General features: G+C 51.1%; 8 protein-coding genes and 1 pseudogene. 6 read left to right on the top strand and 3 right to left on the bottom strand.

What is annotated here, in order from left to right:
• Position 1: 1 nt before the first annotated feature.
• Entirely contained in the window at positions 2 to 2,203 is a 2,202-nt protein-coding gene (locus EKK48_21645; protein RTL38512.1) for a hypothetical protein, read from the bottom strand.
• A gap of 859 nt (positions 2,204 to 3,062) precedes the next feature.
• Here EKK48_21645 and EKK48_21640 point away from each other — a divergent pair.
• Together EKK48_21640 and EKK48_21635 are read left to right on the top strand one after the other, a co-directional pair.
• Positions 3,063 to 4,712, top strand: coding sequence for a hypothetical protein (locus EKK48_21640; protein ID RTL38511.1), 1,650 nt, complete (start codon positions 3,063 to 3,065; stop codon positions 4,710 to 4,712).
• Positions 4,685 to 4,747 (top strand): annotated as a pseudogene (locus EKK48_21635) (hypothetical protein). Before EKK48_21640 ends, EKK48_21635 begins: the two are co-directional and overlap by 28 nt.
• Here EKK48_21635 and EKK48_21630 read toward each other — a convergent pair.
• Positions 4,733 to 6,298: a hypothetical protein gene (locus EKK48_21630; GenBank protein RTL38510.1), complete on the bottom strand. Its 1,566-nt coding sequence runs from the start codon at positions 6,296 to 6,298 to the stop codon at positions 4,733 to 4,735. The pseudogene EKK48_21635 and the gene EKK48_21630 sit on opposite strands and share 15 nt — an antisense overlap.
• On the bottom strand, positions 6,291 to 7,667 hold the full coding sequence (locus EKK48_21625) for a hypothetical protein (GenBank protein ID RTL38509.1): 1,377 nt from the start codon (positions 7,665 to 7,667) through the stop codon (positions 6,291 to 6,293). The genes EKK48_21630 and EKK48_21625 overlap by 8 nt, the downstream gene beginning before the upstream one ends.
• 457 nt (positions 7,668 to 8,124) lie before the next feature.
• On the opposite strand from EKK48_21625, the gene EKK48_21620 reads away from it, so the two are divergent.
• The 4 genes from EKK48_21620 to EKK48_21605 all read left to right on the top strand — a co-directional run bounded on the left by EKK48_21620 (position 8,125) and on the right by EKK48_21605 (position 20,592).
• Positions 8,125 to 10,068, top strand: a complete 1,944-nt coding sequence (locus tag EKK48_21620) for a hypothetical protein (protein ID RTL38508.1) — start codon at positions 8,125 to 8,127, stop codon at positions 10,066 to 10,068.
• A 148-nt stretch (positions 10,069 to 10,216) separates the two neighbouring features.
• Positions 10,217 to 15,013 (top strand): RHS repeat protein, encoded by a 4,797-nt coding sequence (locus tag EKK48_21615; protein ID RTL38507.1) that lies wholly within the window; start codon positions 10,217 to 10,219, stop codon positions 15,011 to 15,013.
• A 122-nt stretch (positions 15,014 to 15,135) separates the two neighbouring features.
• A complete protein-coding gene (locus EKK48_21610) occupies positions 15,136 to 19,032 on the top strand; it encodes a hypothetical protein (GenBank protein RTL38506.1) in 3,897 nt (1,298 codons plus the stop codon).
• A gap of 36 nt (positions 19,033 to 19,068) precedes the next feature.
• Positions 19,069 to 20,592: a tetratricopeptide repeat protein gene (locus tag EKK48_21605; GenBank protein ID RTL38505.1), complete on the top strand. Its 1,524-nt coding sequence runs from the start codon at positions 19,069 to 19,071 to the stop codon at positions 20,590 to 20,592.
• Position 20,593: the final 1 nt, after the last annotated feature.

Genomic DNA, 20,593 nt, shown 5'->3' with positions numbered 1-20,593 from the left:
GTTATCGTAAGCCCAAACGTTGCTTTTGGGCGTTGATTCTTGCTAGCAGTTGTTGCTGATTTTGGGCCGGATAGCCGCTGCCAGGCAGGACCAAATATTCTATGTTGGGTTTCGAAATTCCTCCTCGAGTGGGAGAAGGATTGATGCCGAGCTCTTCGGCTAGTTTCATCGAACCTTCACCGCGCTTATGGCGCGGACCCACGTCAGCGAATACTGCCACTGTCACCTTGCCGTTCTCCTTGTTACGCACAAGGCACATGTCCCCCAATTTGATGCCGAATTGCGAAAACTGTCCCCCTGGCAGCACCATATACGGTACTTCCTCGGCGTTCACTGATGAGCCGTCCGTGTATCTCATACTGGTTTGAGTCTGTCCGGTTGGATCGATTTGCCGTGCTCTGGGTGAACCGTCCGCATCTATGTCCATTCTTGCCCGCATGTAAACTCCCTGAGGCGTGCGGATCAGTTGGTTTGCACTGTTGTTAGCTGCACGTTGCGCATCGTCCATAATCTTGTTAATCGATGCCTGATTGCCATTATCCGGTACGCTGTCGCCGAATGGGTTCCGCTGATCTCGCTCTCGACGTTCTTCTTCTCGCCTGTATCTCTCATACATCGATTGCTGCGGACGACCGTCTGATGGTGGTGTACGTCGCGTTTCCAAAGTCGCTGAATTATTGCGTTGGTCGCCGTCGAATTGGTAAAGGTCGAGCGCACCATTACCAGTGCTTTGGTCGCCGTTGCTGAGCCTTCTTGGATCGCGTCTACCACCATCGAATTGATAGAGATCAGCTCTTTCGCTTCTGCTTTCACTGCCGTAAACAGCACCAGCTCCTTTGCCATAGAAGTCGACGCTGCGTCCATTAGATGATTTTTCACGCTCGAAGTTGCCGTCGCCCGTTGCGATACCGCGCAGTACGACGCGCTCTTTTCCGTCAGGAAGGGTTATGAATAGATGAACCATCTCACGGTTGCCGACCGACTGGGTCTCAGTTCTCATCGAATAGCTCTGACCGTCTGCACCCTGAAAACGGAATTGAGAAACTCCCTGATGTGAGAGTTGTTGAACGGCTGCCAGTTTTTCGGTTGCAGATGTGCGTCCATCCATGACAGCGTTTATACAGTCGTTCTCCGGCCGGTTCATCGGGGGACGCCTACCATCGATCGGTGACGGTCGTTCTCGGTCCTGTAGACGCTCATCGAGAGGTCGACGTGCATCCAGAGGTGGACGTGCATCCAGAGGTGGACGTGCATCCAGTGGTGGACGGGGACCTCTCGGCGGGCGCGCATCGATCAGCTCGCGGGGATCATGAACTCCTTCGTTTCCACCGGGTGGTCGCAGGCAATAACGGTTCTGTCCAAATCTGCGAGAGCCGATAATTCCCTCTAGAGGTGCATGCTTCCACTGTCCGGAGCTTGAACTATTGCCGAATGCAGTGCCGTTTTCTCCCATAATGCCGATATGCGCATTGCCACCACCGTTTCGCCATCCGCTGCCTCTATGACCATAAATGACATCGCCTGGACGTGCTTCGCTGATTGGATGTTTAGTCCAGCCTCGTTTCATCAGTTGATCGACAAGACCGCCCACGCCTGCGCTGTTCGCGTATTCGAAACCTGAGCGATTCAGGCATTCTGATACAGCTGCCGCGCATCCCAGATTGCCGTTTTGTACTACATGTTTGAATTTAGTACGTGCCCAGAGTTTCTCTCCGATTGACTCAAAGGCATTCTGCACAATCTTTGCTGCATGACCAATCTCATCAAACAGTGAATCCCTCTCACGACCATGGTCTCGTCGATCGTAACGACCAGGACCTTCGTATTGGCGTGCTCTGTCGTGAGATCTGCTACCAGGAACCTCAGCATGACGTGCTCTCTCGTAAGGATTGCCGCCATGAAACTCAGCATGGCGCGCCCTCTCGTAAGGATTGCCACCATGAAACTCGGCATAACGCGCTCTCTCCTGATCCTGGCGACCGTGCCGCGCCGCTCTCAATAGATCGGTGGCATCCTCCATTGGACGATAGACAGCATGTTGGATTGGAGTGTTGTTGCTTGACAGTCCACGATCGTACGATGGACGAAAATCCAGATGTTGAACATGAGCTTCATCGGACATTCGTCGACTGGCATGATGAGCCGCAACCGATCGTTCGGAATAAGTTTCCTGCGTAGGTTGTTGAGATCTGTCGAAGGACATTTGCTACCTATACTAAGATGAATGCGCCAAAGGGGCTGCTGGTACGCTTTATGTTGATATCCTAAATTTGCAGCGTTACATTTCTGTGACCTTTGCAAAAAGAAGAGGACACCATCACTGGTGCCCCCTGCCCCCTAATTAAATCTGTACTGCTATCTGCAATTTATTTTTTGCATTTGATAACGCAACTCGACCAGCTCCGAAAAGCTATTTAAAACGCGAAAATTTTCAACTCGAACTACAGCATTGTTTGGCATAAATTCAAAGTTCAGTTCGAACGCATAGGTTGCCGTTCCTTCCCTGACAATGCACAATAGTTTGTCGCCAAACTCCTTAATGTGCGCATTCAGTTCTGACAGAACCGACTTGATCATTTGTAGGCATTGATCTCGATTCAATTGGAATTTTAGAAATTGATTCTGACTGAATACGCAGCTCGTCTGATTTGAGAATGTATTTGGGTTGATTGGTTCCATGGGGTGCCTCTAAGAAACAGGTATTCGATCGAGGGAATGAACTCACCATAGCCGTTGAAAGTTACCTCCTCGTTACGACGGCGTCGCTGGCAGCGGTCCAGTCATCAGGTGGGGTGTCCATCAATTTGAAGCCTTGTAGCCGAGGCATCTCCACGACTGAGATTTTTGAGGCGCTCAAGAAAAATCTGTCTATATAAGGACTGCGAAGGTCGAAAATTCGAGCCAGACCGCTCCTTGGAAATTTTTCATAACCGTCACGAAGCGGTAACGATGATTTTTTACTGTAAACACACGGAATCGATAACACGCTAGTTGCCAGTTGAAGCAGTGTTTCCGTCCCCCAAACACCCAACACGGTCTTTGTTTTTTAGGAGGAGATCCTCATGGCGAGAGAAACTAATGGTGAAGCAGTAACCCAGGAAAGAAGAGGCGTCGAGCGTGCGGAATCTGCCATCACTCAATCTCCAAGCAGCCCGAGTCCCTTTCTGAAAGAATTGGACTCGATCACAGGTCCTAACTCTGCAACCGGGTCAGCTGCACGGGCCATGGACAAGTTGGACAGAGATGGTTTCACTGGTCGCGCTGAGGCGCTGGAAGCTTCCAGAATTCTCGGTGATAAGTCTTATTGGCAGCAATATTGGAATGGTTTGTCTCGCACAGATATTGAAGAACACGGACGAAAGCCTAACCTTTCCGAAGGTGAGCGAGCTCTGACTCAGCGGCTGTTGAAAGACTTCAACAAAATCTCAGGCGATGGGCAGCACATCTACAATTCAGATATTCAAGCGTTTGCAGCGCGTGAAAAACAGCATGCAGACTTGCGTAACCTGTACGCTAAAGACCCTTCTACCGGCAGAAGCCTCTATGATACTGTGCGCGATACCAGCGGCAATATCTCCGGACAAAAGCTTGATGCGCGATTGAGTGAGCCAGGTCTGTCCAGTCAGGACCGAGCATCACTGGAAGCGGTTAATAAACTTAGATCGTCCGGTGGAGACGTCTCTCAAGGAGCGTTGCAACGAGCTGGAGACGCTGCTGGTTTGACCCCACAAGAGCGGCAGTACAGCACGAAACGCCCTGAGCCGTTGAGTGCGGAAGCACAGGCTGGGCAAGCCGCTCTCAGTGATTTGACCGCCAGACCTGGTGGCGGCAGAAGCTTGCTCGATCGAGTCGGAGACGGACGTGGTGGTTTGAGTCTGGATAAAATAAATCAGCTTGCTCAGTATCCAGAACGGAATAATTTGACCCCTCAAAATGTACAGACTCTCAAATATCTGCAGAACAATGCGCCTATGGTCACCAATGGCGAAATGGTTCAGTACACAGATTACTCCAAAGCCGATCTGCAGAAACTAGCGGCCGATTCTGGTACCAATTGGGATAGATTGTCCAGCAGACCTGAACGTACAAGACTTGACGATGTAAGCCGTGGAAGGCAGGAAGATTTTGCTCACCTGTTTGAAAAGCCGATGGGCAGACAGAGCCTCTATCAACGTCTTGCCAGTCCAGATGGTGGCATATCCAGTGCACGTATCGACCAGGAGCTGAAGGATCCTGCTCTCAGTCCGAAGGATCGCCACACATTGGATTACATCAAGGGGCTGTCTCGAGATGGTTGGTTCTCCAAGAAGGATCTTACTGCAGCCGAATTGATCGATCAGGCACATCAGCACAATCTGAGCGACAATGCACTTCGTCGCGGCGGTATCGAACCAACTCGTCCAGTCGCTCAGCCACAGGCTCGTCCTGAGGTTGTCGGTCCACAGCGCGGACCAGCAGGCGGTGATTTGCCCCCAAATGTCCATGATGCATTGAAAGTAAGGTCTGGCGAAGGCTACTGGCATGCTGCCGAGCGCCTCATCGCTGAAGCGCACAAGGGACAGCGATACGATGCAAGTCAGGCAGAATTGAGCAGCGTCGCCAAGCAATTGCGAGCTGCAAACGGAAATCGCAATGAACTGCGTCGCAATGAAGAACTGGTCATCGACAACAACCTTCGTAGCAATCCCGCTCTTGCCGGTCTGTTCCGATAGGCCTGCCGATAGGATTTCGGTTACTCCATCAATAACGACGGGTCAACATTGCTTCGGCTGGAACCGAACAGATCAGGTGTTGACTCGTTGTTGGCGTCGTTGATTGCTTGGATTGCCGGTTTCATTCGCCCTGCAAGAAGATTTGCTCGGGCTATCCGCCACCGGAGAAACCGAACGCTTGCGTGCTGCTCCTTCTTCAACTCTTGGAAGACTTGATCGTACAGCGAGAGCGCCAGGTTGAATTTGCCTTCATTTGTGTACAGGTCTGCCAGGCTCAGGCGAGCGTCAGAAGGTCCTTCGATTGCAGCGCCTGTTGTCAGTGAACTCAGGAAGTGCTCGGCGTTTTCGAAATCACCACTTAGACCTGAAGCAATACCGAGTTCCTTTGTAGTATCTTGGGTGCCATGGTCATTGGCGCCGAATGCGTCAATTCTGAGCTTTTGTAAACGCGTCAGGCAGTCGATATAGTTAGTGATGTCTGACTGCTGTTGCGGACTTAAATCGGTATTTCTTGCTTCTTGTAACTTGCCTAGAAGCTTGGCACTAACGACCTTATCCTCTTTCAGTCCGAGACATCTCGAATACTCAATAATCGCGCCATGCACGGTATTTGTCGAATCAGCGAGGTTTAGTCGGTCATGATAGTCGTCAGGGTCCATCAGCGAAGCGAGCAAGAAGTTTAGCCATTCGAACTCCCACCGGAGGTCTTGAATGTTCTGACAGTAGTAGATAACTTCGTGTATGAGAGGAATCAACAGTTGCACTCTTCTATAGTCATGTTTGCTTGTCGCTTGAATTTGTTTGATGACAGGATTCGCCAATTTGATCGAATCATGCGTTCGGCTTAAATACCGTTGAAAGCACGCGAGACCGAGGTCCTCTTTTCCTGATTCTAATTTAGCCAACCCCTCCTGCAAGTCGCGGTCTGGTTGCCGCTCCTGAGGGTCTTTGTTTTCGCCTGCGTACGCCGAGCCGTCGCTCAAGTAACAGTTTGCTTGAGCTACTTTCTGTCCAAGAATTATATGCAAATCGTTCAAGACAACAAGCTGCTCAGCTCTGGTGTCTGGTATCCTGCTGTATATTTTCAACGCGGATTTGAGATCTGCTTCTTGCTGTGATTTGTAGAACTGTTCCTCAGTCTTTGATTTTGCTTCCGCGCCCGGGGGAATTTTCCACATGGTCTGTCCATAAGAAACTGCAACAGCGGCATGACGCTCGGATTTAGCCGCTCTTACATACATATCGCCAGTCAATTTTTCTCGGTAATTCAATTTCATAGAATCAGTGATAGCTCGATGCCACATCTTGCTGGCCTCCGCATCCTGATGTGAATAATCGAAGAGTTCAGCACTGTCTCTGTGAATTTGCAGTGCATCTTCCGTACTTTTGAGTTGTGAATACGAATTGGCTCCAATAGACATAGCGGTGAGTAACCCCAGCGCAACCGGAATGGATCTGACACGGACGATGTCTGATGCCAAACAGACGAACCTGGATTTAATAGTTGAATTTATAGGATTCGCTTCTAGCTCGCCAGCATTTTGCGAATTCGTTTCGGCAGCAGGAGTTTCAAGTTTTTCAATCATGCCTTTCTCGCTCGATCACTTCTTCTAGCATTGGGTCAGACAGCCAGTTTGCCTTTGTGCACAGATCCACAAACGTAAAATCCATTTCTGTCATCTGGTCAGATTGTGGTTGTCTCTCTCGGTACCACGCTAGAGCCTCTTTGAACTTCCCTTCAGTGACGTATAGTTTCATGATTGCATCTTCTGCTTGTCTGGCAGGATCGCTAATAATTTGTCCGTATCTGTCATAGAACGGTTGTCCCGACTTGTCTGCGACAATTCGGTCAAAAACTGTTCGGCGTCGCGTCTCGGCCTCTTCAAAATTGCCTGTTGACTCGAGCAGCTCCGCATGCCTCTCCACGGCGCCAGTCACTTGCTTACTGTCTTGCCCGAATGCTTTGACGTTAAGTCTTATCAGTTCCACAACGGCACTGATAGCGGCTTGGCTGTCTTCTGTTTTAGTAGGATGCAACTTTAAATAGCAGAATTTTAGATGCTCTCTCACCTCGGCTGAATCTTTGAGCGCCTGGCAGCGCCAATATGCAAGGTTAGCCCCATGATAGTTCGCCTTTACGAACATGCGATCGCCAAGCTTCTTCAGGTATTGGTAGTCATCTTTTGCATGTCCACTTGCCTTCAAAGCCTGATCAAGCAGTAAGTTTAGACTTTGACCCTCTTCAACTGTCGTTTGTGCTGACGCACATATTTGATAGGTAAACAAGGCCGATGTGATTGGGAAAAGCTCTTCCGCATTTGTACGAGGGTTGGACCGTCTCGTCATTAGCTGTTTAATGTCGTCTTCTAAGGCTGCCCGTGTGAGCCCTTTCGACGCGATTACAACTTCTGTAAAGACCTTCAGCGCCTCACTTTGCTTACCTTCTTTGAGAAGTTTTTCTGCTGTAGCCCGTCTTTCGTCTATGCGCACTTGTTCTTCATCACTGACAAATCGTTCCGTGTACACCGGCAGGATTGACAAAAGCAGCTCCTGTGCTTGAATCTGTGCCAGTGTAGTAAATGAATCCTTTTGGTAATGGGTCAGAGCTCTTTGTATGTCGCCTATGATCTGCTGCCTGCTAGTTTCAACTTCAGTTGGCTTTGTTAGAGCTTTCGATGCAGCTATTTCTGATTTCGCTTTTTCCAGATACAAATTACCGATTAGTTTCGGGTTGTCACCGAGGGCGATGGCGTTTTCAATGGCATCTCTCCATGCACTGACTGCCTTGTTGTCGTGGCCATTGAGCGCGGAAAGCTGCGCCTGGTCGACATAGTAGCGAAATAACTTTTCTGTCTCGGAACGGTTATGGAGCCATTGATAGACAATGAGCGCCACTGCCAGAGCCAATACAGATATCATGAAAAGTGAATTCGGTCCAAACGGAGCTAGTCTCATTAGCGAACACCGCTTTCTGAGCGAATTCATTCCGAATGCAGGTTCTGGCAGCGTCATTCCTGGAATTTTTATGTCTGGAAATTTTTGCAAACCATTTTTAGCCTGCGCAACTTCAGGACTTTGAGGTGGATCAGTTTCACTGCAATCCAAATTATTCTCATCCGACTCGGGGACAAGATTTACTGACTGTGCATTTTCTTCTGTTAATTCCACAGTCTTAATGCGCTCTAGTAAGCGTCTTCAAATCTACGCAGTGATCATGGCTTTCTGGGTTCTCGATGATACTTTGCGCCTTTCTCGCGCAGCAGTACATTGGGTTTACCCTGGAAGATTCCAGACCGGGATTAAACGTCACGATGTCGTAACGATAAATCGTCAAACTGCCAGTGTTGAAACGCTTTTTGAACGCCCCTTACTTACTAAAGGCAGCCTGCGCATCGACGCGGCTGGATGCTAAATGGAAAGACTGAAAATCTGTCGGTTTTTGTTTCTGTACTTCTGCATTGCGTCAATCTGTCTGGATTCCGCTTATGCACTGCCGAGTGGAGGATTCTCGTCGCTTGGTCCGCAGGGTCGCGCTTATTCACAGACCGAGCATAGCCGCATGTACAACATGCAAAATCCTGCCGCTGAAGAAGACGACAAAATGGAGCAACTCGAGCCTCAGCCGGGTGCTCCGACCAAGGACGTTTCGTACGGAAATAACGATCAGGCTGGCGTTGGTACAGGCGCAGGCGATCATACAGTTCAAACGAAGAAGCCCGATCCCCAGGCGCAAAAGCCTAAACCGCAGCAGATTGACAAAACTCTGACGCAGTGGTCCTACAAAAACATCGGCAATGGTGTCAACGTTGCCTACCAGGCACCTCCGGCTGGTCAGAACTGGTATTCGTTTCCGCCGATGAGAAAAGTGTCCGCCACGCCTCCATCTGCCGCGGCTAAAGCAGTTTTGGACAAGTGGTTTCCAAAGATGCCGAAGGCGCTAGAGAGCGCTATGCCCTCCAATTCGATCATGCAGATTAACTATATCGCTGCTGCCTATGCCGCCACCCAGTTAATTAATGCACCAAAACGTTCCGCTGAAACTGCTAAGGCAAACATGGGAGCGCAGCAGCAGGAGATTTCCGATGCTGCTGCCGGAGCAGCCGAAAACGGGTTCCAGACAGGAGTAGAAGAGTGTCGTACCCCACTGATCAACGTTGCCAATGAGGGTTCGGGCACGCCCACGGCTTCTGAAGCTCCAGTTAAGACACACAGTCAGGCGATCTGGATGGTGCAGCAAGTCTACAAAGTTATCTACGTACCCATGGCCCTTCTGCTTCTGCTTCCAGGCGCCATTTTGACGAATTTGAAAGGTTATCTTGCCTACGGCATCCTTGGTGCAAAAGACGAGGATGCAGTCAATCCCTTTACTGGAATTCTGCGCAGCATTATTGCCATATTCCTCATTCCAGGCACCCAACTTTTTGCCAGTTGGGCAATAGACGTCGGTAATTCAATGACTTTTGAAGTGCAGAATCTCATTGAACCTACCGTGCTGATCGAGTGGATGAAGGAGCAGACGTTCAATGCACCCGTGCAGAATGCAAAGAACGCATTCAGCATGCCGAAGGATTACGCTAACGTTGTGCCACCAAGTATCGAGGCTGCCCTCGGTGGTGGTATCAGTGAGGCAATCGCCGGCAAAATAGATGGCGGCAGCGAGAAATCGTCTCAAGTTGAGAACCAGGGCGCAGCCACCCGCATGATGCAAATGGCGTTCAACATGCTCAACGTCGCTATGAATTTTGGAATGCTTATGCTTTCGGCTTTTCAGATGGTGATGATTTGCTATCTCTTCTTAATGGCACCGATTGCCGCAGCATTCTTCGCCTGGCCGTCGGGATGTGGCTCGCTATTCAAAACTTGTTTTACTAATTGGATCGATGCGCTGATCAATGTGTCTTTGTGGAAGTTCTGGTGGTGCGTGGTGATCTTGATCATGCAAACACGCATCGAATGGTTAATGGAGCAGGGTATCTATATTCCCAATAGTCAGTGGGAGATGGCTGTCTACACTGCATTCATGGTTATCTTGCTCTACGTTCCGTTCGTTCCATTCGAATACAAACCAGGTGAGATGGTCAGTAAGATTTTGCAGAAAGCCGAACAGCTCAAGTCTGAAGCCGTTAAGGGCGGCGGAGGAGGAGGCGGCGGTGGTGGCGGCGGCGGCAGTGGTAAGAAGGGCGCCAGCCATTCCGATCAGGGCAGTGGAAGCCGTGGCACACATCCAGGCAGCTCTCCAGGAGGCAATCCCGGATCTGAACGAGGCACCCCATCGTCTAACGGCACTCCACGGGCTGAGAACGCTGTTTACCATGGTCCCCCGCCATTATCTACAGCCGGCGAACTTGAATGTTGACCTCGGCGAACCCGTCACATTAGCGTAACGTTATCTTGGCAAGATAGGTTCGTTGGGTAGGCATTACCCCTCCAGCAGCCCCCTTACTAGATGAATCGGCAGCAGAGACTGAGCGATGGCTCGCCGCTGCAGGCCGTGAAGGATTAGCATGAAGAATTCTAGATTCTTGTTTCTACTCTTGTCCTTACTTACCGTCGCTTCTGTAAATATCCAGGCTCTGGCGTTTCCCGGTGGTCTTGCCGGAACCCAGAAGGGTCAGACAGGTGGCGGACCGACCATCTGGAACAATCAGTATCACAACGGAGCTGGTATCGTTAATGGTGGCGATGCTCCGGAAGATCAAGGCGGACGTCAGAAGACTGAAAATCAACGCCAGAAGTGCGAAGACAAAGGTCTCGATGAGGTCAGCGGTGGCAAGACGACAATTGGCGACAAACAGTGCAATGTGCCCGCCAGCGCGATTCGGGTCAACTGGCCGGCAGGTTTGCGTGAAGCCTATAGACGTAACGCCGCCAACAGCGACGGTATGCTTCCTACAAATAGCGAGACACAGCTCTATCTGGCTAACTTCGTAGCCACGCTGGCTGCCGGTGTCAATGCCCCTGATAAGCAAATGCATGCCGCCAAGTCGAATCTTGATTCGCAAGCAATGGAAATGGCAAATGCTCTCGCCGATCTTGAGAAGCAACAAGCTGCATCAGCAATCGATTTTTGCTCCAGCTTTCTGATCAACTTCACTACAGACGGTGCAAACAAGTGGAACAAATTGCGTGACGGAATTTTCGTTCCGATGGCTGTTCTCCTCTTGCTGCCCGGGGCAATGTTGACGCAGGTCAAATCGATAATGGCTGCTGGTAATCCTGTGCTGGGAGAAGCCAATCCATTTGAAGGAATTCAGCGCGCCATCATCGCAATTTTTCTCATACCAGGCACATACCTCGTCATCAACTACAGCATCGATCTCAACAATTCGGTTACCCTCTCAATTGCAGATGAGTACACCCAGATCTTCGGCACCGACATGTATCGTGACGCCATATCTTTCCACATTCGCGCCTTCCCAGCCAGACAACCAGGCGAGAATCGCAATGCACTCGATCAGCAGACTGCAAAAATGGGACCTCTCTTGAACGGCACCACTGCATTTGCGCGTTTCGAAGGCATGATGATTGAAAACAAAATCGAAGATCCAGTTGCAGGTATCTATCTTGCTCCTCCAGATCGTGCAGACGAGGCGCTGCCTGCTGCTGTCATCGCTGCTAAGGAGATGTTCAACAGCACCAATGCTACTTTTATGATTGCCTGGAACATCCTTTGCGCCTTCCAGATGATCTATTTTTACTACCTCTGGTTTGTTGGACCAATTACAGCAGCGCTCTGGGCATGGCCTATGAAGAGTCTGCGCGGCGCATTTCCAAGCTGGTGCGAAGGTGTGATTACACTCGGATTCTGGTCGTTGTTCTGGAATACCTCGATCTTGCTCATGGCTTGCTTCAGAGGTGTAGACGAAACCGGCACTCTTGTTATCACTGCGCTGAATTTTCTGGCTACTTCATCTGTTAAATACGCCTTTGATTTTGCCGGACTGGCTAAGGCTGCCGGTCAGGAAGCTGCTAACATGGCTGAAAAGGCAATGCAGGCTGCCCAGAAAGGCGGCGGCGGTGGTGGCAAGGGCGGTGGCGGAAGCAAGGGGCACGGTCATTCGGCCGCCGGGCATCGCAGCCGTAACGCTGGTGCACATGGTGTTGAGCATGCCGATCACGAAGGTAGTGCTCCGGGAAGCCACATTCAACTCGCCTCTTATCATGGGTCTGCCGCTGATAGCCCGGCTGCATTCGAAGGAGTTCAGCCCGCCTCGTTTAGCCCATCTGAGTTTGCAGTGGGCAACAGCCTGCTGCACAGTGCATCTTTCACAGGATCGAGCCTGAGGTCCTTCAATGATGGTGTGAACACTCTGTCTACGCTTCCCCCCTCGGTCTTGAGAGACGCTGGTCCGTCAACCGGAAAAGCTGATCCTGATGCGCCCGGCCGTGTTGTAGCCGAGCACACGCCTCCCCCTACCGAAGATGGCGTTGATGTGATTCCGCCGGCCGATACAATCAACTTCAATCCACTAGAAAGTTCTGGTCGACTGACCGAAAATTCTCTGACAGCGCTTGCCGGCTTCACGACTGCAAATGCAGCCGGAATGCACAGCACCCACATCGATGGGCAGGCTGCTGTCGCACTCATGGCGCAGCATGGTTTGTCTGTCTCTGGCGATGGATCCCGATTCTATGCTCAGAACGCAGCCGGGGAAAACGTACAACTTCAGTTCGACTCTAACGGAAGAGCGACGTTGCCTGACGGTACAGTCGTACAAGCTTCCCAGACCGATGCCGGCACCGAATTGAGCGTCTTCAACAACGGCACCGATAACCCTGCCACCGACAACTTCCTGGTTCAGTCACTTTGTGAAGGCGAACTCAACGTCAGCCATTCTGATAGTTCACACACTGCGCTCGACAGTATTACGATGAGCGCAAACGCAGCCGGCGACATTCATGCTCAAGCATACGATGCTGCAGGCCGTAAGACATACGGAGAGGACTGGAACGGAAATCTTCTCAAGACGACAAACTACGATGCGCACACTCAAGATGTTTCCGGATTCAGTGTTGTTCAACCTACTGCCAATAACGGCAGCCTGACGAACTATTACGATCGCGACAGCAATGCTCTTGGTGCAACGTACTCGCAGTTCACCGACAACGGCTTCGTTTCTGCTGTTTATAACGCAGACGGGCAGGCCGTAAGCTACGAGCGCGATGCATTTAATGCGGACGGAACTTACTCTGCGACAAGTATCAATTTCAATGACGATGGTTCCGTTTATAACGCTCAGACTAATAACTTCGACAGCTCCGGATCGCTTCTGTCGACAACTCCATTAGATGCTCGATACGCAGCAGCATTCGACGGAGACATCACCAACATTGGTCAAATCAGTTCTATGCCGCAGTTCAATGAGGTGACAAGCAATATGGCTTGCCCTGCCGGCAGTACCTATGCAGCACAGCCTGGGGCGGAAGTGATCACGCTTGGTGCTGCCAGGGCAGCCGACCTCGCCGCGGACGAGTCCAGCAGGCGTGCTGAAATGGCTGCTGCCGCCGCACGTTCAGATGACTTCAGACGCTCGGCTCTGGAATCGTCGAGCACTGTCTGGACAAACAACGGAGCAGTTGTACCTGACGGCAACGTTTTCGGTCACTCCGCTGCTTCTGGTGGACAGGAAGTTTCAGTCCCTCCTGCTGGTACCAGATATGAAGTCTCAAGCGAATCATCTAATTCATGGGCATCGACGTCGTCAGTTGCTTACTCGCAAAACAACGAAGTTGGCAATTCCTATGCGACACCTGTAACTACAAGCTCAGTGGAAGTTGTGCCACCAATTTCATTTGGTTCTGCTGATAACACCAGTGTTTCAAACTACAGTCGCGATCAGGTCGATGCCAACTCTTATTCGTCCAGCGCCTCTAATCTTAGTGCGTCTACCTACAGTGCAGGCGGTTCTTCAAGCATAGTTGATGCATCATATGCAGCCGGAGGACCTTCCTACTCGACGGTGCAGGTAGATCAAGACGTCAACAATGTCAAAGCTTCGGATGCTGCTCACCGCATTGCTTTCGATGCCTCACCAACATCGTATCAGGCAGTTGACCAGTCGGTAGACCATTCCGTTTCCTACAATTCAAACGCCGCCGCTTCGTTTGAAACGACCCAACCACTGCACACGCAGCAGGTCTATTGCGCTCAATCATCGAGTTCGTTGATGGACCAGGTTTCTCAAGCGAGATCGGAAAACGCATTCCGCGCAGTAGAAGCACACAACATGGCTTCTGAAGTTCGTTCTCAGATTGTTCCTGATTCGCAGCAATCGGTAATCTCAAATGCCGGGCTCGCTCAGCATGTACAGTCGGCTCAAGCGCAGAATCAATCCGAATATTATTCAGCACCCGCCGCTTCTAGCTTTGCTGAGCCAAGCCGTTCTATTCCTGTCGTCAACACCTCCAGCGTCGCCGAACGCATTGCTTTCGACGCCGCTCCGAACAGCTACCATCCAGTCGATCAGTCAGTCGAGTACAATTCTTCAGCCGTTACCCATCAGCATGAATCAGCAAGTTTGATGGACCAGGTAGTAGCAGCTCGCAAAGAATCTGCTGTTCAAACAAATGACGCCTACAAGAGCGAATTGCGCAAAGAGCTCATTCCTGGCTCCACAGCTAAGGAAGCGCCGGTGCAAATTTGGGCTGCAGCGAGAACCCGTCAGACCTCTCAACCAGCACAACCGCCAGCTAGAAAAGTAGAAAATCGTTCGCTCAATTCTTTGTTGGACTCGAAAAACAGTAAGCGTCAGTTGCCTCCAATGGAAGCAAGCACGGAGTCGGTATCAGACCAGGCAGAGCTTGTTCCTCCTATGCAAAGCACGCACGCTGCCGAGGTCCCTTCGTTCCTGGGTCGTTTGCGAGACGCGGTTGAGCCTGAATCTGTGCATTCGACTAATCAGTCACTTGAACAACAGGTGATCAATTCCAGCAACCGCAATCTGGGTGGAAGCGCTTTCAGTTCGGCTCTTGGTCGTGCCAACGCCGCAAGAATTTCTTCCGGCTCCTCTTCCTCTGAGCACCTCAACAACGCTCTGGTTGGCTACCACACGATCAACTCGCTCATTCAGGCTGGAAAGGTTCAGGAGGCTCAGAATGTGGCAAACTGCGCACTGAATAGTCTGTCGCAGTGCAACGGAGCCGATCCGCAAGTGGTGCCACTGATTCAGGCTTTTGTTCAGCTCTTCGAACAGAAGAATATGCCTGCGCACGCTGCAGCTTTCCGAGCCAGAGAGCAGTCGGTTTCAAATCAGCTGGCTACGGTTGGTTCGGACTTTGCCCGCAATGTTTGGGGCAGCTAGTAAACACGTAACGTAGATGTAACTTGGGGCCGGTACAAATAACGTATCGAGCCCCACTCATTACTAGTACTTTTAACCAAAGGCTGATTGGAGATTGTAAGCAATCTCCTTCAGGATTCTATATGGCAAGAAATGACAATGGCGAAGCCGCAGTAGAACCAAGAAGAGCTGCACCGGAACGTGTCTCCGCACCTGAGCGCATTACAGCTCCGTTGACTCCGGCTGATAGCCAGGAGCACGTATCCTCTTCGATCACAGCACGTAATGCAGCCACAGACCGCATGGTCAACGACGGCACATTGCCTAAGCTGACACTGAGCGCAGAGGCTATCGGTGTTGAGTCGAACGCCGTGCACAAAGCCCTCAATGCCGGAATCTTCGGCAACAGTCCTGACGTCGCTGCACTCTCGCGCATTCTCGGACCTATGTCTTCGGCTGATCGTAAGAATCTAGAAAGCGATTATCGCCAACATTTCGGCCGCGAATTGCGAGCTGACATGAAAGAGAAGCTCAGCCCCACTGATTACCTTGCTCAGGTTGCAACTCTTGATCGTGTGGATGGTCGCAGCAATATCAAAGGCATGGTCAACCTTTCTCTCGAAATGACTAAGACTGATCCCGAAGCAGGACAGAGACTGCTGAGAAGCACCCTCGAAACTTTAAATGGACCCAGCCTGGCTCAGCTCGACAAGCAGTTCAAGGGTCCGGACGGCAACGGCAAAGGTTTCGTCCAGACAATCCTGGACAATCCTGACGTGTCGCAGGCGAACAAAGACATGGTGCGAGCCATGGTTTTAGGTGCGCAACCAAGAGAAGCAGGACCTGGCGAAGCGGCAGTGGAGTTGGATGGCAAACGATTTGCGGTTGTCGGCGCTGACGCTCGCAAGCCGGCAGATGTCGTTGCCATGGCAAACATTGCCCTGAAAGCCGGTGACTTGCGCATGTTTACCGAGGCGGTCGGTGACGAATCACCTTCTGCTAGAGCCGCTCTCAAGCAGCTTCAAGCAGATCCTAAATTCACTGCTGCATATCAGGATACTTTCGAGAAAGGAAAGAGTGCGGCAGAGCGTCAAGTAGCTGAAGACATCCGCACGGAAGGACGAGTTTCACTGGCTACCATTATCCAGGGCAACAGCAACGTCTGGCTCGGTCTTCTGGATAACCCCGGCAATACGGACTTCGCTTTGTCTAATGCCACCACGCGCGAGCGCAACGATTACAGAATCGGAAAGGAATTAGCCGAGCGCGCGGCACGAGAAGGTACAACTGCCGATAAATTGGCTACCACTCCCGAGCTTAAGGCTGCAGTCGATTATCATCAAAAAGTCGAAGCGGCAATGGATAAGACGCTGACGATGTTCGACGGCACAGTCGATCAACTCAGGAAGAGCGTTCTCGAGGATCAACTCTTGCATGGCGGCAAAACACTGATTTCCGAACTGGCTGCCACACATTCTTCGGGTAGTCATACAACGGATGCAATCATGTCTGCAGCTGAGCGAATGAGCAAAGCAGACTACGATCGATTGCATGGAAATCCGCAAGAACTGGCTAAATATCAAGCCGACCTGGCTCGCTCGCTCGATGCATACGCCACTCCGGAAGAGAAGGCTCGCATACTCGCCATGGTGACCGACAAAGCCAATGCACCATCTTACGATGCTGCTAACGGTATCAAGAGATCAGTTACTGATGTGATGAATGATACAAGAGCTACTCACTGGTTCGGTCGCAGCGACACCTTCGATAACACCGCTGTTACCGCTCGCATCGCCACCATGTCGGCAGAAGACGCACAGAAATACAGAAACAACACCGATGGATTTCGTGCAAAGGTTGATAAATTCGTTTCGGAGCAACTGCCGGAGTCGTCTGCTCAAAGATATCTTGCAGAAACTACGTTGAAACAGGTTGCCGAAACCGGAAAGCCTCCTCAACTCAGTCCAGTACAACAGGTTATTAAGGACAATCTTGATGGCGCTGATCCTGCCACCAGGGTTCGCGATATGGAGCGCGTCCTGCAAGACAAAAACCTCGTAGAACAGCTGAAGCAAGTTGAAGCAGCACGTGCTCTCGGTGCAGCGGAGATGTCGAAGCGCATGGAAGATCCCGCGTTCGCTGCAGCATTTCGCGTCAGCAATGCTCTGCGCGAGTCTGCTCCTTATCTCGCCAACCAGAATTCGTGGAATCAGGCACTGCAAGATGGACAGATTGGTGCTGGTGTAAAGTACAGCCTCGGCGTGCCAATGAGTTCACTATACGAAGACTTTGCAAGAGCTCCACAACAGGTGCGCGATCGCGTTAGTCTTAGCGGCGATCAGCGTCAAATTCTCGACAGTGTCATTAAACAGGATGGAAAGGCAACTCTGGCAGATCAACTGCGTTCATTCGCCATTGGTGACGGTGGCGATTTCAGAGATTTTCGCGACAGACTCGCGGCTCTCACGCCAGCTCAGAGAGAGAGCCTCAAAAATGAGTACAGCGCGAAGTATAACAGCAGTCTCGATAATGACTTCCTGGGCAAAGTTGATAAAGCCCACTCGATCGAATATGGTAAGTTGCTTTCTACGACTTCAGGTGACGGTGTTCAGGATTTTGTCGACAGACGCCTGTCAGCCGATAAGTCAGGCACCGCTGCTGATGCTTCTGCACTCACCCTCGATCGCACCGTTCAGTCCAATCAGTCTCTTTTGACTGAATATTCCAGAATGAGACAAAATCTACCTGAAGACAGGCAGAGAGTTCTCGATCAGCTTTTCAGCGAAGCTAAATTTCAGCAGGTCCAGTCAGAGCATGCCAAGGCCGAGCTGATTTACAATGCCACTATGGCCGCTGCCATGCTGGCTTCCATTCCGGCGACGGCTGGCTTGAGCACTGCCGCTCTGGCTGCACTGGTGCCTGCCGCCACTGCTGCCGGTGCTGCTTACAGAGTGGAGTTGATGAAGGCTGTCGAAGGTGGAAATTTTGACGATTCCACTCGCAACATGGTCAGGCAGTCGCTGCTCGGCGCTGCAGATGGACTTCTCATTGCAGCTCCTGCAGCGCTTTTCGGCAAAGGCGTTAAAGGCGCGGCCGAATTGGCTCCTTCGACAAGAACAGAAATTGAGGTATTTGTCACGCAACTGCGAGCCACTGGTACAACTGGAAGAGAAGTTGTTGTCGCTGGAACCGGCAGAGAGGCTGTATACGGGGGAGTACTGCGCGAAGTCCAACCTGCACTGACCGGAGGCAGCCGCGAGTTACTTCCTGCCGCCACCACAGGTAGAGAAATAGTTCCCGCTGCTGCTGCCACTACCGGCAGAGAGTTGATTCCTGCCGCCACAGCTACCGCTGCTAGAGAGTTGGTTCCAGCCGCCACCGCTACCGCCGGTAGAGAGCTGGTGGTAGCAGGTACCTCGACTACCGGTAGAGAGTTGGTCGCCGCCGGAACACGTGAAGTCGTTCCAGCTGCAGAAGGTGCTGGACGCGAAGTCGGCGCCGCGTTGGGTCGTGCCGAAGCCAGACGTGGACCAACAATCATCGATGGTGAGTACACAGTCATATCTGAGACAACAGCCGCTCGCGCAAGTAGACTGCGCCCAGCGCTTGGCGATCTTGGTCTGGCACCGGAAACTGCAGTCAGGATCGCTGCCGCCGCCCAACATACTGATGCAGCACTGGCCGCTCGAAAGCCTGCCGATGCACCAGTAGTTGAACCAGTCGTGCCACCTGCGGTTAAAGAATATAAGCCGAGTGAAGCAATGATCAAAGCCGCAACAGTCAGACGAGGCGAAGGACCCTGGCAATCGGCTGAGAGGATTTTGAAAGCCGATGGTAAACAGCACAGTCTGGAAGAAGTTCGAGCCCTTACTAAAGCCATCCAACAAGTCTACGCACTGAATCCAAACAATCCCAGCATGAGCAGTTTGAAGGTTCAGCACAATTTCGTCGCTGATACTGCAAAGTCGTATACTGCTTTGATCAACGCAGTAAAGGATGACCGTGTGAAAGCTTTACTAATCAAATTTGCTGCTCAATAGCATAGAATTGGTTCTCGGGATATTCGGAATCAATTCATGCACAACAGACAGCTTATCGCGCTTTCGGCTCTTTCATCGCTCGCCGCGAGTTTATCTGTAAACTGTCGACCGGCTCTGGCAGATCAGTCGCTTGCTCTTCTGGACAGTGCTTACCGTCTGCATTATCAAAAGAAGGACGATAAAGCAGTCGAAGCTGTTAATAAGGCAGTCAAAATGGTCCCTAATCAGCCCTTACTCCTGGTGGCACGGGCTGAGTTTTTGATTCGCAACAACCGCTACCAGGAAGCAGTTAAGGATTGCGACGCGGCCATCAAGCTTGATCCCAAATGTGGTGGCGCCTATAGTCGACGTGGTTTCGCCTATTGCCAACTTGGCAATCTGAAGGCGGGAATAGCCGATTTGAGTCGTTCCATTGAGCTATCTCAAATTGAGTTGAACGGCTGGGATTCTCCCTTCGATTACAAGAATCGTGCCATTGCCTATCGTCGTCTGGGTAACGAAAAGCTTGCCGAGAAAGACGAGCAGATGTCGCAGATTTATAAGGCTATAGAACGCGCCCGCGGATATCGCTCGCGCATTCAGCTTGGCCCCGCTGTGTCGATAATGAATGATGCCGTCAAGCTAAGACCAGACGACAAGTATCTGCGGTATTTTCGTGGCATAGCAACAATGAATGACGGCAAACTTGACACCGCGATTGATGACTTTACCTTTGTCATGAAACATGATCCAGGTTGCTTATCCGTCTACTACTTTCGTGGCGACTGCTACTCGAGAATTCATCGCATGAAAGATGCAATCGCCGACTATACGAAAGTGCTGTCAAAGCATCCATATGTGGTGGCAATTTCGGATACTGCCGAGACGGGAAGGTGCAAGGGGCGTGAACTGACATATGACGAAGCGATTGTCTCGCCCGCTGATGTGTATCTGTTGCGAGCACAGCAGTACAATCTTTTGAAACAGTATGACAAAGCACTGGCTGATTTCAACAAGGCAATCGAACTTTCTCCTTCTGATGCCAGGGCACGGATGGAGCGCGCCAATTTGTATATGGAGATGAAAAACATTCCGATGGCGTTGAAAGACTGCAATGAGATAATCGCACAGCAGCCGAAAGAGATTCCATTCTATGAATTGAGAGCGAAGATTTTCGAAGCCAATAAACAGCCCGATCGAGCACTGGCTGATCTGAGCAAGATAATTGCTTTGAGCAAAACGGATCCGCCGGCATATCTGCGTCGTGGGCAACTATACGATCGTCTTGGCGATTATTCTAAAGCGATAGCAGATTATTCCGTGGCGACAGACTTGAATCCATCTGACGATGAAGCGTTTCGTTTGAGAGGGAGCAGCTATTTTAAGCTCGGACAGTACCCTAAAGCGATTAGCGATTACACCGAAGCGATCAGTCGCAATCCTCGCGGTAATCTTCAAACCTACTCGTTGCGGGCTGGGGCTTATGACAAAATTGGAAAGCCCGATCTGGCGGCAAGAGATCGCAAGAATGTTGCAGAGGACCAGAAACAGAAGCCGAAGGTTCCTTCATCGGTGCGGTGAG

The sequence above is a fragment of the Candidatus Melainabacteria bacterium genome (assembly GCA_003963305.1).
Classification (GTDB): Bacteria; Cyanobacteriota; Vampirovibrionia; order Obscuribacterales; family Obscuribacteraceae; genus PALSA-1081.
This window is presented reverse-complemented; position numbering and strand designations above follow the sequence as displayed.